Consider the following 14,635-nt stretch of genomic DNA (forward strand, 5'->3'; position numbering starts at 1 on the left):
CGACAAGCTCAGCGACCCAGTGGCTGGGTCCCTGAGCTTGTCGAAGGGCCCGACCGAACAGAGAGAAGGAACGGATGCTGTCGCAAGAAGTCATCGCAGAGATCGCGGCCCAGCTCGCCGAGGCCGAGCGTGCACACACCGTGATCCCGCGCATCACGGCGCGCTACCCGGATGCTGTGATCGAAGACTCCTACGCGATCCAGGGTGTCTGGCGCGACAGCCAGATCGCCGCGGGCCGCCGGCTCGTCGGGCGCAAGATCGGACTGACCTCCAAGGCGATGCAGCAGGCGACCGGCATCACCGAACCCGACTACGGCGTGATGTTCGACGACACGGTGTACGAGTCCGGCGCCGAGATCCCCGTCGACCACTTCTCCAACGTGCGCATCGAGGTGGAGCTGGCGTTCGTGCTGAAGCATCCGCTCGAAGGTCCCGACTGCACGCTCGATGACGCCCTCGCGGCGATCGACTACGCCGTCCCCGCGCTCGAGGTGCTCAACTCGCACATCGAGCTCGAGGGGCGCACGATCGTCGACACCATCAGCGACAACGCCGCCTACGGGGCGATGGTGCTGGGCACCGAGCGTCGCCGCCCGGACGAGATCGATCTGCGCTGGGTCCCCGGTGTGCTGTCGCGCAACGGCGAGATCGAGGAGACCGGAGTGGCCGCGGGCGTGCTCGGGCATCCGGCCACCGGTGTCGCGTGGCTGGCGAACAAGTTCCATCAGCACGGCGCGCGTCTGGAGGCGGGAGAGATCATCCTGGCAGGATCGTTCACGCGCCCGATGTGGGTGTCGCGCGGCGACGAGGTGCTGTGCGATTACGGACCGATGGGAACAATCACATGCCGCTTCGTCTAGACCCGTCGTTCCGCGAGCGCATCGCCGCCTCCGATCGTGCGCTGATCGGCATGTGGGCATGCTCGGGCAGCACGCTCGTCACCGAGGTCGCCGCGGGTTCCGGGCTCGACTGGCTGCTGATCGACATGGAGCACTCGACGAACACGCTCGAGTCGGTGCTGCTGCAGCTGCAGACGGTCGCGGCGTACCCGATCACCCCGCTCGTGCGGGTGCCCTCCAACGACACCGTCGCGATCAAGCAGATCCTCGACCTCGGCGCACAGAACCTGATCGTGCCGATGGTGTCCTCCGCCGATGAGGCGCGAGCCGCCGTGTCCGCCACGCGCTATCCCCCGGCCGGCGTCCGCGGGGTCGGCAGCGCGCTGGCGCGCAGCGCCCGCTGGAACCGGGTCGACGGCTACCTCCAGGAGTCGGCGCGGCACACCTCCCTCACGGTGCAGATCGAGACGGCGGCCGGCGTGGACGCGGCGGGGGAGATCGCCGCCGTGGACGGCATCGACGCGGTCTTCGTCGGCCCGTCCGACCTCTCCGCCTCGATGGGTCTCCTCGGCCAGCAGACGCATCCCGATGTCGTCGCCGCCGTCGAGAAGGTCTTCCATGCGGTCAAGGCGGCGGGCAAGCCGGTCGGCGTCAACGCCTTCGACCCGGCCGCCGCCGATGCGTACGTCGCGGGCGGTGCGGACTTCGTGGCGGTGGGCGCCGATGTGGCGCTGCTCGCGCGGGCATCCGAGGCGCTGGCCGCCCGCTTCATCACGGCGGACGGATCGGCACGCGCCAGCTACTGACGTGGCAGGATCGTCTGATGCGGACGAGGGCGGTGAACCGATGAGCCGCGGGCTCGCCGCGATGCGGGACCGCAACTTCCGGTGGTTCTTCCTCGCCAGGGCGATCACCATGATCACCGGCTCGATGTCGTCGATCGCGCTCGCGTTCGCGGTGCTGGAGATCGACAACGACGCCCGCTCCCTGTCGTTCGTGCTGACCGCCTTCACGGTGAGCAACATCGTCTTCCTCCTGTTCGGCGGCGTCGTGGCCGACCGGCTGCCGCGGGCCCTGATCATCCAGACCTGCTACGTGATCGACATCCTCACGATCGGCGCGATGGCGGCGCTGCTGTTCACGGACTCGGCGACCGTCGCGCTCCTGGTGGTGCTCTCGGTCGCCAACGGCGCCTCCACGGCGTTCGTGCTGCCGGCCATGCAGGGCATCATCCCGCAGCTGACGACGCCCGAGAACCTTCAGCAGGCCAACGCGATGCTCTCGTTCGTGCGCTCCGCCGTGACGATCGGCGGCCCGATCATCGCCGGCATCCTCGTCGCCACAGCCGGCCCCGCCTGGGCGATGGTCGTGCAGGCGGCCGGCTGGGTGATCGCCATCCCGGTCCTCGCCCTGGTGAAGCTCCCGCCTCCCGCGCATGCCGGCGGCACGACAATGTTCCACGATCTGCGCGTCGGCTGGCAGGAGTTCTGGAGCCGATCCTGGCTCTGGACGATCGTGCTGGCCTTCATGGTCATGAACGCGATCCACGTCGGCGCCTGGGGCGTCGTGGGTCCGTACATCGCGAAGAACGACGATCTGCTCGGCATCGCCGGGTGGGGCTGGGTGCTCAGCGCCGAGGGCGCCGGCGTCCTCGTGATGACGCTGATCCTGATGTGGTTCCCGCTCAGACGGCCGCTGCGCTACGGGATGCTCGGCATGGCCGCGTTCGCGATTCCCGTGACCATGCTGGGCGTGCACCCCGCCGTCGTGCTCCTCGCCATCGCGGCCTTCATCGCGGGTGCGGGCGCCGAGGTCTTCAGCACCGGATGGAACCTCGCGATGATGGAGAACGTGCCCGGCGAGAAGCTCTCCCGCGTGTCCAGCTACGACATGCTCGGCAGCTTCGTCGCGATGCCGGTCGGCACGTTGGTGTTCGGCTGGCTCATCACCCATGCGGATGCCGCGACGGTACTGATCACGTCCGGGATCGTGTACGCGGGCGTCGCGCTCCTCACTCTCGCCGTGCCAAGCGTGTGGCGCATGGGAAGGCCGGACGGCGCCCTGAATCCCGACGCCTCGCCTCAGCGCGCCTGAGTGATCCCGGTCCGGGATCAGCGCACCGCCCCTGCCGTCAACCCGCCCACCAGCCAGCGCTGGAAGAACACCGCGGCCGCGAAGACCGGGATCACGCCGATGAACGACGCGGCGGCGATCTTGCCGAAGTGCGGCGTGCGATCGCCGTAGAACAGCGAGAGGGCGACCGGGAACGTCTGCGCGTCCACGCTCTGCGTGAGGAACGTGGCGAGCAGGAACTCGTTGTAGTTGAGGATCGCGACGATGATCCCGATCGCGACGAGGCTGGGCAGGAGCAGCGGCACGACGACCGACCAGAGCATCCGCGGGGTCCCCGCTCCGTCGATGCGCGCCGCCTCCTCGATCTCCACCGGCAGCCGGCGGACGAATCCCTCCAGCAGCCAGACGGCCACCGGGACGTTGACGAGCGCGTAGACGAGCGTGAGCCCGACGAGCGTGTTGTTGAGCCCGATCGAGCGCAGCAGTGTGAGCAGCGGGACCACGGCGACGATCGGCGGGAGGAGCCACGGGCTCATGAGCGTCGCGGCGAGCGTGCGCCCACCGGCGTTGTGCCGGACGATGGCCCAGGCACCGGGGACCGCGATGACCAGCGACACCACAGCGCCGCCGACGGCGGCGGCCAGGGAGTTCAGGATCGAACGCGGGATGTCGGTGGCCAGCACATCCCCCCAGTTCTCCCACTGCGGGGCAGCGCTCCACAGGACTCCGGAGACGGTCTCGTCGCGCCCCATCAGCGACACCGAGAACAGATAGGCGAGCGGGACCAGGGTGACCGCGAGAGCCACGAAGAGCACCGTGCTCGCGACGGGCCGCGGACGGGTGCGCCGGTCAGTCATGACGGGCCTTTCGGGCGAAGACGGCCACCACGAGCGTCACCACCGTGACGATGACCGCGAACACGAGGGTGATCGCCGACGCGCGACCGATGTCGAACTCCTTGAGGGCGACCTGCTGGATGAGGTACGTGGTCACGGTCGAGGCCTGACCGGGTCCGCCCGACGTCATGACGAACACAAGATCGAAGACCTTCAGCGCGATGACGAGACGGATGAAGAGCGCCGCGATCACGGTGCCCGCGATCGCCGGCCAGGTGATGTGCCGGAACAGCCCCGCGCCGTGAGCGCCGTCGAGCGACGCGGCCTCTCGCACCGAGGGGTCCTGCGTGAGCAGCGCGGCGTAGACGAGGATCACGATCAGCGGCGTCCACTGCCAGACATCGGCGAGACCGATCGCCGGGAGCGCCCAGGCCGTCGTCGACAGCGGCGTGAGCGAGACGCCGGGAAGCAGCGTCGCGAGCAGTCCGCCGCCCGGGTTGAACACGAGCTTCCACAGCGTGCCGACCACGACCGGGGGCGTGATCAGCGGGAGCAGGAGCAGCGTCCGCAGGACCGCGCCGGCTCGGGTCGCGCGCTCCAGCGCGACGGCGATCACGACGCCCAGCACGACGCTCACGACGGCGACCGCGACCGCGTACGCGACAGTCCGTCCGAACGAGGCGACGACGTCGGCATCGGCGAGGATCGTCTCCAGGTTCGCCGTCCCGACCCACTCCTGGAAGGGCCGCCCGAGCGTCGAGTCCGTGAAGGCCGCGGCGAGGATGAACAGGAGCGGATACGCGCCGAGCACCACGATCGACAGGATCGTCGGCGCCGTGAGCAGCCCGGCGCCCGCCCGCGCGGAGCCGCCCGCCCGTCTCGGCACTCGGCCGGACGCGCGGGCGGCACGCACCTGGATCGCGGAGGCGTCAGCCAAGGATCTCTTCCCACTCGGCCTGGACGCGGTCGAGGGTCTCCTTGGCAGTGCCGCCGTCACCCGCGATGAGCTTCGCCAGCTCGTCGGTGAGGATCTGCGCCGCCTGCGACGCGTTCTCTCCCGTCGGCCAGGCGAGCGATCCGCTGAGCGTCGTGCGGTTGACCCGCTGCAGGTCGGGGTAGGTCTCCCCGTACGCCGCGCTCTCGAGCGAGGACTCGCGGTTCGGGTCGATGCCCGTCTGCGGGTCGGCGACGATCAGCTCGGAGTTGACCTCGCTCGACGCGGCGTACTCGATGAACGCCTTCGCCAGGTCGGTCTTCTCGGTGTTCGCGGCGATGACCCACGTGAAGCCGGCCACGAGCGATGCCCGCGCCTCGGTGTTGTCGCCGCCGACGGGCAGCGTCGTCACACCCCACTTGCCCGCGACCTTGGAGTCGGGGTTCGTCTCCGAGCCCACGCCGAGGTCGGTCCAGTTCTCGATGAAGCCGACCTTGCCGTCGTACCAGGCGCCGTTGCCGACGCCGAAGTCGGTCTCGGCCGCCGTCGGGAAGGCGTACGGCACGGCATCCACCAGCGACTGGGCCGCGGCCACCGCAGCGGGAGAGTTGATCGTGGGCTTGCCGTCCTCGTCGACGAACTCCCCGCCGAAGCCGGCCAGCCGGTTCGCGTAGGCGGCGCCGAGGATCAGGGGCGACTTCTGTCCGAAGATCGCAGAGCCGTACACGCCGTCCGCGCCTTCGTTCTCGGTGATGGTCTTGACGTCGGCCACGTACTCGTCCCAGGTCGCGGGCGGCTCGGTGATGCCGTTCCGCTCGAGGATCTCCTTGTTGTAGAAGAGCACGTGCGTGTCGCCGTCGAAGGGCAGACCGTAGCGGCGGTCGCCGACCAGGGTGTACGGGTCGTTGATGGAGGGGATGAAGTCGTCCTCCTCGAGCGAGGGGGTCTCGGCGATCCAGTCCGTGAGGTCCTGGATCGAGCCGCCCTCGGCGAGGTCGCCGATCGACACGTACCAGGGAGCCGCGACATCGAACGTGTTCGCTCCCGACTGCTGGTCGAGTGCGAGTGTGGAGCCGATCTCGTCGTAGGGGACGATGGTGAGGTTCACCTCGGCGCCGGTCTCCTCTTCGAAGTGCTCCTTGAGCCAGTTGGCCGCACCCTCGTGCGAGGTGATGAGCAGAGCGTTCAGGCTCTGCCCGGAGAAGTCCCCGTCGTCGCCCGCTCCGCCCGCGTCGGGAGTCTGCGTCGCGCAGCCGGCGATGACGAGGGTCGCGACCGTGAGGGCGGCGGCACCGAGAAGGATGCGGCGTCCACCGCGGCTCGGAAGGGATGACATGGGGGCTCCTCAGGCGTCGGGTCGGGGAAGCGGATCGGCGCTCAGGCTAGGTCTCGGCCGTGGACCGACGCATCGCGGACGTAACAGTTCGTCGTGCGGCGACGCGAAGAGTCATCCCGCGCGACAGAGCGCAACCCGAGTGGCTATGGTCGCGGAGTCCCCGACCACCTGAGGAGCACCGTGTCACGCCGCATCATCCTGAACGCCTTCGACATGACATGCGTGACGCACCAGGCTCCCGGACTCTGGCGGCACCCGGAGAACCAGGCCGACCGGTACCACGATCTCGACTACTGGGTGGACCTGGCGAAGACGCTCGAGCGCGGCAGGTTCGATGCGATCTTCATCGCCGACGTGCTCGGGACCTACGACGTCTACCGCGACTCGGCCGCCACGGCGCTCGGCGATGCGGCGCAGGTGCCCCTCGGCGATCCGGTCGTGCAGATCTCCGCGATGGCGCACGCGACCGAGCATCTCGGATTCGGGGTGACCGTCGCCACGACCTACGAGCAGCCCTACGCGCTCGCCCGCCGGTTCTCGACCCTCGACCACTTCACGCGGGGGCGGGTGGGGTGGAACGTCGTGACCAGCTACCTCGATTCCGCCGCACGCAACCTCGGGCTCGACACGCAGATCGCCCACGACGACCGGTACGAGATCGCCGAGGAGTTCCTCGACGTGACCTACAAGCTGTGGGAGGGGTCGTGGGAGGACGCCGCGGTGCTCCGCGACCGCGAGTCCGGTGTCTTCGCCGATGCGGCGCGCGTGCACCCTATCGCACACGAGGGGCGGCACTACCGGGTCCCCGGCATCCACCTCGCCGAGCCGAGCCCCCAGCGCACTCCGGTGATGTTCCAGGCGGGAGCCTCGCCGCGCGGGCGCCAGTTCGCGGCGAAGCACGGTGAGGCGATCTTCATCAACGGGCTGCGTCCGGAGGTGACGCGACCGGTGACCGACGACATCCGCGATCGTGCGGAGGCTCTCGGACGCCCGCGGGACTCGGTCAAGATCCTCACCCTGATCACGATCGTGGTCGCGGCCACCGACGAGGAGGCGCAGGCCCGGCTCGAGGACTACCGCCGCTACGTCTCGGTCGAGGGCGCCCTGGCGCTCTACGCGGGATGGACGGGACTCGACCTGTCACAGTACGACCCCGACGTCCCCCTGGAATACATCGACACGGATGCCGGGCGCTCGGCGCTGTCGCTCTTCACCAAGGCCGATCCGGAGCGCCGGTGGACGCCGCGCGACATCGCCCACTACGTCGGGATCGGCGGCATCGGCCCCGTCATCGTCGGCAGCCCGCAGACCGTGGCGGACGAGCTCGAGCGATGGGTCGAGGTCGGCGGCGTCGACGGCTTCAACATCGCCTACGTGGTGACGCCGGGATCGTTCGAGGACATCGTCGAGCACCTCGTCCCCGAACTCCGCCGCCGTGGCCGCACGTGGGATGACTATCCCGAGGGCACGCTGCGCGGGAGGCTCACCGGCGACGGCTCTCCGGTCGTTCCGGAGTGGCACCCCGCGCACGCGTATCGGGGCGCCTACGTCGGCGGTCCCAGCGCGCTCGACGGCACACTCGGCGGCCCGCTGGTGGATGCCGCGAACGACGACCTGACCGAACTCACCGAGAAGGAGGGCGCCCGATGAGCGTCATCGCAGAGACCACGAATCGCAGCCGCTGGACGGGTACCGCGGATGCCGCGGAGCGAGCCCACTGGCGTGGAGTCGCAGAGCGTGTCGCCGACGAGCTCGCGAGCGACGCCCTGCAGCGCGACCGCGCGAATCAGGACCCCACGGTCGAACTCGACCTGCTCCGCGATGCGGGGCTGGTGACGCTGCTCGAACCGGCCGAGTTCGGCGGAGGCGGCGCGCACTGGGAGACGGCATTCCTCGTCATCCGCATCCTGTCGCGTGCCGACGCATCGGTGGCCCAGGTCCTCGCCTACCACTACATCAACTCGAGCAACATCGGCTTCGCGGCCGACCCATCGGTGCAAGAGGCCTGGCATCGCAAGACCATCGCGGGCCGGTGGGTGTGGGGCGACTCCGTGAACCCGACCGACCCGGACCTCGAGCTGACGGCGGACGGCGACGGCTTCCGACTCAACGGCCTGAAGCGCTTCTCGACCGGCGCATCGGCCGGCGACGTGGTGCTGGCCGCGGCGCTCGTCCGCGGCGGAGACCGCGACGGACAGGTGCTGTTCGTCGTGCTCGATCACGATCGCGAGGGAATCCGCTATCTCGGCGACTGGGATGCGCTCGGACAGCGCCTGTCCGCCAGCGGGTCCGTGCGCTTCGACGACGTCCGCGTCTCGGCAGACGATGTGCTCGGCGAGCTCGGCGACGAGCCGTTCTCGACGCTGATCACGCCCGGCATCCAGCTCGCCTTCGGAAATCTGTATCTCGGGATCGCCGAGGGAGCCCTCGCGCGAGGACTCGACCTGGTGCGTGCGCGCCCCCGCGCCTGGTTCCTCAGCCAGGCCGACTCCTACCGGGACGACCCGTTCGTGCAGCGCGTCGTCGGCGAGTTCGCCTCGCGCATCGCCGCGGTCGAGGCTCTGACGGACCGCGCCGGACGCCTCTTCGACGAGGTCGTGGATGAAGGGGACGCCGTCACGGCAGAGCGCCGCGGGGAGCTGGCGATCGAGATCGCCAAGGTGAAGGTGGTGTCGACCGAGGTCGGCATCGAGGTCGCGAACCGGATCTTCGAGATCACGGGTTCGAGCTCGGCGCGCGCCGATGTCGGGCTGGATCTTTTCTGGAGGAACGTCCGCACGCACTCGCTGCACGATCCGGTCGACTACAAGAAGCTCGAGGTCGGCGCCTGGACGCTGAACGGCGAGCTCCAGCCGATCTCCCTGTACACCTGATGAGCGAGCAGACGCAGCGGCTCACCGTCGCTCGAGAGCACCTGCGGCCCGTGTTCGCCGAGATCGCGGCGGGCGCGGTCGTGCGCGAGCAGGGCCATGAGCTTCCTTTCACCGAAGTCGAGGCACTGCGCGACGCCGGCTTCGGGAGGCTTCGGCTGCCGATCGACGACGGCGGCTTCGGGCTCGACTGGCCGTCGTTCGCCGAGCTGCTCATCGAGCTCGCCGCGGCGGACTCGAACCTCCCCCAGATCTTCCGGGGCCACATCGCGTACGTCGAGCACGTGCTGGCCGCGGCGCCGAGCGATCGACGATCACGGTGGCTCGACCGCATCGCCGACGGCGAGCTGGTCGGCAACGCGTGGTCGGAGAACGGCGCGGCGGCGGTCGGCACGAACGCGACACGGGTGAGCCGGCGAGCAGACGGCACCTGGCGGGTGGACGGACGCAAGTTCTACACGACGGGCAGCATCTTCGCCGACTGGGTGGACGCCACCGTCGATCTGGACGGCGAGACCGTCACCGCGCTGATCCGGCGGCACCAGGACGGCGTGGAGATCTCGGACGACTGGGACGGCTTCGGACAGCCGCTGACGGGGACCGGCACGGCCGTGTTCACCGACGCGAGCGTCGACGAGGACGACGTCGAGCCGTTCACCTCGAGGTTCCCGTATCAGACGGCCGTCTACCAGCTCACGCTGCTGGCGGTGCTCGCGGGGATCGCCGCCGCGATCGAACGCGACACGGTCGCGCAGGTGCGTGCGCGCACCCGCACCTACAGCCACGGGAGCGCGAACCGCGTGGCCGACGACCCGCAGGTGCTGCAGATCGTCGGAGAGTTGACGGCGACGAGTGCGACGGCACGTGCGCTCGTGCTCGATGTCGCCCGTGCCGTGCAGCAAGCGGCGGACGTCCTGGGCACGTCCGAGACCGAGGATGCCGTGGCGGCAGCGGAGCTCGGCTCGTCGAGAGCGCAGATCGTGCTCACCGATCTGGTCCCTCGCGCCGCGTCCCGCCTGTTCGACACCCTCGGCGCATCCGCCGTGCGATCGGGGACGGCACTGGATCGCCACTGGCGCAACGCCCGCACGGTCGCGTCCCACAACCCGTGGATCTTCAAGGCGCGCCAGCTCGGCGACCACGCGGTCAACGGACGCACCCCCGACTTCGTCTGGGCGGTCGGAGAGTCGAAGGCCGCCGTCGAGAGCGCTCTGCCGGGGTGACCTCCGGCTCTGGCGTATTCATAGCAATCCGGGCGAGACTGTCAGCATGACCTTCGCCGCGCTCCAGCCCCTCGCCGACCGTGCCGCCCTGTTCACCGCGCTCCGCCAGGACGCTCTCGCCGCCGCGGCAGACGCGCTGGGTGAGCACCGCTGGGACGCGGACATGGCCGCGGGCACCATCACCTTCACGGCGAACGCCGACCCCTCTCGCCAGCTCGTCACGCGGGCGCACCTGATCGCGACGATCGCCCCGGGGCCACGGTCGATGCTGTGGGCCTGGGCGCACCCGCAGGGCGATGCCCAGGGCATCGCCGCACAGCTGCGTTCCTACGGGGCGGAGCACGGCATCGCCGATCTCACCGCCCCCGAGGTCCCCTTCCCGGCAGACGCGGCCGCGGACGAGGCATGGATCGCCCAGGCGGCTCACGTGGTCGGCGGGGTCGCGGTGGAGCTCACCGGCCGCTCGCCCTACTACTCCGCGCCGGTGGGCGGCGGCACCAGAGCCGTCTTCCTCCTCGACGCGCCGCTCCCGCCCCTCACGGTGTCCGACGCCGTCATCGCGCTCCCCCGCATCCTCTCGGGCCTGGCCCTCACCGACGCCCGCACGTCCGTCTGGGACCTCGCCCGCCTCGCCGGCTGGACCCTCACCTGGACGGATGAGGCGTTCTCCGGAGCCTCTGTCGTCGACGCTTCGGGCTCGGCGACGTTCCGCTTCGACGAGCAGGCGCGGATCAGCGGGATCGAGGGGTCGCTCCAGGCGCAGGCCTGATCCGACGCGGGCGCGGCACCTGCGGGATCAGGCCCGGTGTGGGACTCTGGTCGCATGAAGAACGGAATCGTCCGGTTCGTATCGCTGTACGTCTTCAACGTCGCGGTCCTGCTGCTCATCGGTGTGCTGCTGCGCGGAGTCTCCGTCGGGTGGAATGCGCTCTGGGCCGCCATCATCCTGACGCTCGCGGCCCTGTTCGTGAAGCCGCTGCTGCGGAACGTCTTCCGACGGTCTGCCGCGAAGTCGGCCGCGGACCGCACGAAGACGGGCGAGAAGGTCGTCCAGTACGTGCTCGTGTACATCGTCGAGCTGATCGTGTGGGTCCTCACGGTGTGGCTGAGCGGCGTGCGCTCCACGAGCTTCTGGGGCTACGTCATCCCGCCGCTGATCCTGCTGCTCGGCTGGGTCGTCTACGACCAGATCGACGACAAGCTCCACGCCAAGACCGGAGAGATCTACGACGTCGTCCAGGCGCGCGTCAAGGGCGGCGGTGCGAAGCCCACGGCATCCGCCCCTGCCCCCGAGACGCCGGAGACGACGGCCGCCCGCGACGAGCTCAAGGACGGCCTCACTCCCGAGCAGCGGCGGATGCTCGACGAACTCGGCTGACTCCGAGCCCGCTCCGATCGCGAGAAGGCAGCCATCCACGGTGGAATGGGTGCCTTTCTGCGACGGGAGCTTGGGCTAGGCGACCCGCTCGGCCGCCTCGACCACGTTCGTCATGAGCAGGGCCACCGTCATCGGGCCGACACCACCCGGGTTCGGCGACAGGTAGCCGGCGACCTCGGCGACGTCGGGGTGCACGTCGCCGAAGACGAGGCTCTTCCCGGTCTCGGCGTCGGTCTCCCGCGTGACGCCGACATCGAGCACGGCCGCGCCGGGCTTGACGTCCTCGGCGCGGATGAGGTGCTTGACCCCCGCTGCCGCGACGATGACGTCAGCCTCGCGCAGGTAGCGCGGCATGTCGACGGTGCCGGTGTGCGTGAGCGTGACCGTCGCGTTCAGGTCGCGTCGCGTCAGCAGCAGACCGATCGAGCGTCCGATGGTGACACCGCGTCCGACGACGACCACGTGCTTGCCCTTGAGGTCGTAGTCGTTGCGCAGGAGCAGCTCGATCACGCCCCGCGGGGTGCACGGCAGCGGCGTGTGGATCGGTGCGTTCACGTTCAGCACGAGCCGACCGAGGTTGGTCGGGTGCAGGCCGTCGGCATCCTTCGCCGGGTCGATGCGCTCGAGGATCGCGTCGGTGTCGATGTGCTTCGGCAGCGGCAGCTGCACGATGTAGCCGTGGCATGCCGGATCGGCGTTGAGCTCGTCGATCAGCGCCTCGACGTCGGCCTGGGTGGCGTCCGCGGGCAGCTCGCGCTGGATCGAGTTCATCCCGATCGCCTCCGACTGCCGGTGCTTCATGCCCACATAGAGCTGCGATGCCGGGTCGGCGCCGACGAGCACGGTCGCGATGCCGGGCGTGACGCCCTTCTCCTTCAGCGCGGCGACCCGCTCCGTCAGCTCGGCGCGGATCTCGGCAGCGGCCGCCTTGCCATCGAGGACGACAGCGGTCACTGCTGCAGGTCCGGGTAGAGCGGGAAGGCCGCGGCGAGCGCGTCCACGCGCGCACGGAGCGCCTCGACGTCGGCGCCGGGGATCAGCGCGAGCGCGATGATGTCGGCGACCTCGGTGAACTCCGCGTCGCCGAAGCCGCGGGTCGCGAGCGCCGGCGTGCCGATGCGCAGACCCGAGGTGACCATCGGCGGACGCGGGTCGTTCGGCACCGCGTTGCGGTTCACCGTGATGCGGATGTCGTGCAGCAGGTCTTCGGCCTGCTTGCCGTCGATCTCGGCGTCACGCAGGTCGACGAGCACGAGGTGCACGTCGGTACCGCCGGAGCGCACGCCGATTCCGGCATCCTTCACGTCCTGCTGCGAGAGGCGCTCCGCGATGAGAGCGGCACCGCGCAGGGTGCGCTCCTGACGCTCGGCGAACTCGGGAGTGGCGGCGAGCTTGAACGCGGTCGCCTTGGCGGCGATCACGTGCATGAGCGGACCGCCCTGCTGGCCCGGGAACACGGCGGTGTTGATCTTCTTCGCGATGTCGGCGTCGTTCGTGAGGATGAAGCCCGAGCGAGGACCGCCGATGGTCTTGTGCACGGTCGACGAGACGACGTGCGCGTGCGGCACCGGGTTCGGGTGCAGGCCGGCGGCCACGAGACCGGCGAAGTGCGCCATGTCGACCCAGAGGAGCGCACCGACCTCGTCGGCGATGGCGCGGAACGCCGCGAAGTCGAGCGTTCGCGGATAGGCCGACCAGCCGGCGATGATCACCTTCGGCTTGTGCTGGATCGCGAGCCGGCGCACCTCGTCCATGTCGATGACGGAGGTCTCGGGGTTCACGCCGTAGGCGACGATGTCGTAGAGACGGCCGGAGAAGTTGATCTTCATGCCGTGCGTCAGGTGGCCGCCCTGGTCGAGCGACAGTCCGAGCAGCGTGTCGCCGGGGCGGGCGATCGCGTGCAGCACGGCGGCGTTCGCCGAGGCACCCGAGTGGGGCTGGACGTTGGCGAACTCCGAGCCGAACAGGCTCTTGGCCCGCTCGATCGCCAGCGACTCCGCGACGTCGACCTCTTCGCAGCCGCCGTAGTAGCGACGACCCGGGTACCCCTCGGCGTACTTGTTCGTGAGCACCGAGCCCTGCGACTGCAGCACGGAGACAGGCACGAAGTTCTCGGAGGCGATCATCTCGAGGAACGTCTGCTGACGCTTCAGCTCGCGGTCGAGCACCTGGGCGATCTCGGGATCGACCTCGGAAAGCGGGGCGTTGAAGTAACGGTCGGTCATGACATGCTCCTCTGACGACGGATTCGAAGGGTGTACCGATCGGCCCAGGCGCGCGGTCGAATTCCGTGGTCAGTCGCTCCCCGGTGGTAGTCCACCCAGACGCCAGTTGCGACGGTTACGAGCATAGCGGATCGCCGCTGCACGCCGCGTCCCGCGACGACGCTGCGAGATCATCCGACCGGTACCACGTGGACGTCGGCATGGGCGCCCGGGACCGTGGCGAGTTTGCGGTCGATCGTCAGCACCCTGGCCTCGAGCAGCTCTCCCAGCGCAAGGTACGCCGCATCGTAGGCCGTGGCATTCATGGCGAGGTCGGCGACTCTCCCGAGGAGCGGCGACACCGGAAACAGCACCAGCTCCATCCGCTGAAGCAGCGCAAGCTGTCCACGAAACTCCGCATCGGTCGTCAGACGGGCGAGACGCAGCCCTCGAAGGGCGTTCGCGACCTCCGTCGGACCATGCGCGGGCATCGCCCAGTCACCATCACCCATCATGACCTCACGCACCTGCTGTCCTCGATCACCGAGGTCGGTGATCGCCTCGACCAGGGCCGAAGCGTCGAGAACGATCACGAATCGGCTGGCGTGCCCAGCACGTCCATGATGCGTTCGTCACGTTCGTCCCGGCCTTCGCGGATCAGCTCTGCGATGCGATCGGAGGACATCTCTCCGGAGACCGGAATCGGCGCCATCGCACGGAGGAACTCGCGGTTTCGCGACTTCCTCGCCTCGACTTCCAGGACTTCACGAAGGAACACCTGCAGTGATTGCCCCCGCTCGCGAGCCGCCCGCATCAGATCGTCCCGGATCCCGTCCGGCACATCTCGCACTTGAATCGCCACCATGCGACAGATATTAGCATGCACATTTGCATGCATTGTCTGCGATCTCAGCATGGGGAGACGGTAGCGGGGGAGGACGC

The 14,635-nt window shown here is 69.4% G+C and carries 15 protein-coding genes and 1 riboswitch; of the genes, 8 read left to right on the forward strand and 7 right to left on the reverse strand.

The annotated features are described in order from the left end of the window. The first annotated feature begins 74 nt into the window (after nucleotides 1–74). The 3 genes from LBN7_RS03425 to LBN7_RS03435 are packed head-to-tail and all read left to right on the forward strand — an operon-like array spanning nucleotide 75 to nucleotide 2,933. Entirely contained in the window at nucleotides 75–860 is a 786-nt protein-coding gene (locus LBN7_RS03425) for a fumarylacetoacetate hydrolase family protein (RefSeq protein ID WP_116634663.1), read from the forward strand. Then, on the forward strand, nucleotides 845–1,645 hold the full coding sequence (locus LBN7_RS03430) for an HpcH/HpaI aldolase/citrate lyase family protein (RefSeq protein WP_116634662.1): 801 nt from the start codon (nucleotides 845–847) through the stop codon (nucleotides 1,643–1,645). Before LBN7_RS03425 ends, LBN7_RS03430 begins: the two co-directional genes overlap by 16 nt. Before the next feature lie 40 nt (nucleotides 1,646–1,685). Beyond that, nucleotides 1,686–2,933, forward strand: coding sequence for an MFS transporter (locus LBN7_RS03435; protein ID WP_407360953.1), 1,248 nt, complete (start codon nucleotides 1,686–1,688; stop codon nucleotides 2,931–2,933). A 17-nt stretch (nucleotides 2,934–2,950) separates the two neighbouring features. On the opposite strand, the gene LBN7_RS03440 is transcribed toward LBN7_RS03435, so the two are convergent. From LBN7_RS03440 to LBN7_RS03450, 3 genes are read right to left on the reverse strand one after another with little or no spacing between them, the layout of a single operon-like run. Then, a complete protein-coding gene (locus tag LBN7_RS03440; protein ID WP_407360954.1) occupies nucleotides 2,951–3,769 on the reverse strand; it encodes a carbohydrate ABC transporter permease in 819 nt (272 codons plus the stop codon). Then, the gene (locus LBN7_RS03445; protein WP_341945996.1) at nucleotides 3,762–4,685 is read right to left on the reverse strand and encodes a sugar ABC transporter permease; all 924 of its coding nucleotides are present in this window, start codon (nucleotides 4,683–4,685) and stop codon (nucleotides 3,762–3,764) included. Before LBN7_RS03445 ends, LBN7_RS03440 begins: the two co-directional genes overlap by 8 nt. After that, nucleotides 4,678–6,018 carry an ABC transporter substrate-binding protein gene (locus tag LBN7_RS03450; protein ID WP_407360955.1) on the reverse strand — a complete coding sequence of 447 codons (1,341 nt, stop codon included), beginning with the start codon at nucleotides 6,016–6,018 and terminating at the stop codon, nucleotides 4,678–4,680. The genes LBN7_RS03445 and LBN7_RS03450 overlap by 8 nt, the downstream gene beginning before the upstream one ends. A gap of 180 nt (nucleotides 6,019–6,198) precedes the next feature. Here LBN7_RS03450 and LBN7_RS03455 point away from each other — a divergent pair, with 180 nt between their 5' ends. From LBN7_RS03455 to LBN7_RS03475, 5 genes are read left to right on the forward strand one after another with little or no spacing between them, the layout of a single operon-like run. Then, nucleotides 6,199–7,668: an LLM class flavin-dependent oxidoreductase gene (locus LBN7_RS03455; protein ID WP_407360956.1), complete on the forward strand. Its 1,470-nt coding sequence runs from the start codon at nucleotides 6,199–6,201 to the stop codon at nucleotides 7,666–7,668. Then, on the forward strand, nucleotides 7,665–8,891 hold the full coding sequence (locus tag LBN7_RS03460; RefSeq protein WP_116634656.1) for an acyl-CoA dehydrogenase family protein: 1,227 nt from the start codon (nucleotides 7,665–7,667) through the stop codon (nucleotides 8,889–8,891). Before LBN7_RS03455 ends, LBN7_RS03460 begins: the two co-directional genes overlap by 4 nt. Next, the gene (locus tag LBN7_RS03465; RefSeq protein ID WP_407360957.1) at nucleotides 8,891–10,111 is read left to right on the forward strand and encodes an acyl-CoA dehydrogenase family protein; all 1,221 of its coding nucleotides are present in this window, start codon (nucleotides 8,891–8,893) and stop codon (nucleotides 10,109–10,111) included. Before LBN7_RS03460 ends, LBN7_RS03465 begins: the two co-directional genes overlap by 1 nt. Nucleotides 10,112–10,157: 46 nt before the next feature. Then, complete coding sequence (locus LBN7_RS03470) at nucleotides 10,158–10,880, forward strand: DUF6882 domain-containing protein (protein ID WP_116634654.1); 723 nt, start codon at nucleotides 10,158–10,160, stop codon at nucleotides 10,878–10,880. A 54-nt stretch (nucleotides 10,881–10,934) separates the two neighbouring features. Then, nucleotides 10,935–11,489, forward strand: a complete 555-nt coding sequence (locus LBN7_RS03475) for a phage holin family protein (RefSeq protein WP_407360958.1) — start codon at nucleotides 10,935–10,937, stop codon at nucleotides 11,487–11,489. Between the two features lie 75 nt (nucleotides 11,490–11,564). Here LBN7_RS03475 and LBN7_RS03480 read toward each other — a convergent pair whose 3' ends face one another. From LBN7_RS03480 to LBN7_RS03495, 4 genes are all read right to left on the reverse strand, one after another. Continuing rightward, entirely contained in the window at nucleotides 11,565–12,443 is an 879-nt protein-coding gene (locus LBN7_RS03480; RefSeq protein ID WP_407360959.1) for a bifunctional methylenetetrahydrofolate dehydrogenase/methenyltetrahydrofolate cyclohydrolase, read from the reverse strand. Then, complete coding sequence (glyA, locus tag LBN7_RS03485) at nucleotides 12,440–13,714, reverse strand: serine hydroxymethyltransferase (protein WP_116634651.1); 1,275 nt, start codon at nucleotides 13,712–13,714, stop codon at nucleotides 12,440–12,442. Before glyA ends, LBN7_RS03480 begins: the two co-directional genes overlap by 4 nt. A gap of 35 nt (nucleotides 13,715–13,749) precedes the next feature. Then, a riboswitch (ZMP/ZTP riboswitch) is annotated at nucleotides 13,750–13,834 on the reverse strand. A 50-nt stretch (nucleotides 13,835–13,884) separates the two neighbouring features. Beyond that, nucleotides 13,885–14,286: a type II toxin-antitoxin system VapC family toxin gene (locus LBN7_RS03490; protein WP_341946005.1), complete on the reverse strand. Its 402-nt coding sequence runs from the start codon at nucleotides 14,284–14,286 to the stop codon at nucleotides 13,885–13,887. Further along, a complete protein-coding gene (locus LBN7_RS03495) occupies nucleotides 14,283–14,558 on the reverse strand; it encodes a hypothetical protein (protein ID WP_407360960.1) in 276 nt (91 codons plus the stop codon). The genes LBN7_RS03490 and LBN7_RS03495 overlap by 4 nt, the downstream gene beginning before the upstream one ends. Between the last annotated feature and the right edge of the window lie 77 nt (nucleotides 14,559–14,635).

The sequence above is a fragment of the Microbacterium sp. LBN7 genome, assembly GCF_045690345.1.
GTDB lineage: Bacteria > Actinomycetota > Actinomycetes > Actinomycetales > Microbacteriaceae > Microbacterium.

Excerpts from the sequence above, each read along its gene's own strand:
- LBN7_RS03470 (WP_116634654.1), top strand. The coding sequence starts at position 10,158 with ATGACCTTCGCCGCGCTCCAGCCCCTCGCCGACCGTGCCGCCCTGTTC.
- LBN7_RS03425 (WP_116634663.1), top strand. The coding sequence starts at position 75 with ATGCTGTCGCAAGAAGTCATCGCAGAGATCGCGGCCCAGCTCGCCGAG.
- LBN7_RS03435 (WP_407360953.1), top strand. The coding sequence starts at position 1,686 with ATGAGCCGCGGGCTCGCCGCGATGCGGGACCGCAACTTCCGGTGGTTC.
- LBN7_RS03430 (WP_116634662.1), top strand. The coding sequence starts at position 845 with ATGCCGCTTCGTCTAGACCCGTCGTTCCGCGAGCGCATCGCCGCCTCC.
- LBN7_RS03460 (WP_116634656.1), top strand. The coding sequence starts at position 7,665 with ATGAGCGTCATCGCAGAGACCACGAATCGCAGCCGCTGGACGGGTACC.
- LBN7_RS03495 (WP_407360960.1), bottom strand. The coding sequence starts at position 14,558 with ATGGTGGCGATTCAAGTGCGAGATGTGCCGGACGGGATCCGGGACGAT.
- glyA (WP_116634651.1), bottom strand. The coding sequence starts at position 13,714 with ATGACCGACCGTTACTTCAACGCCCCGCTTTCCGAGGTCGATCCCGAG.
- LBN7_RS03465 (WP_407360957.1), top strand. The coding sequence starts at position 8,891 with ATGAGCGAGCAGACGCAGCGGCTCACCGTCGCTCGAGAGCACCTGCGG.
- LBN7_RS03475 (WP_407360958.1), top strand. The coding sequence starts at position 10,935 with ATGAAGAACGGAATCGTCCGGTTCGTATCGCTGTACGTCTTCAACGTC.
- LBN7_RS03440 (WP_407360954.1), bottom strand. The coding sequence starts at position 3,769 with ATGACTGACCGGCGCACCCGTCCGCGGCCCGTCGCGAGCACGGTGCTC.
- LBN7_RS03450 (WP_407360955.1), bottom strand. The coding sequence starts at position 6,018 with ATGTCATCCCTTCCGAGCCGCGGTGGACGCCGCATCCTTCTCGGTGCC.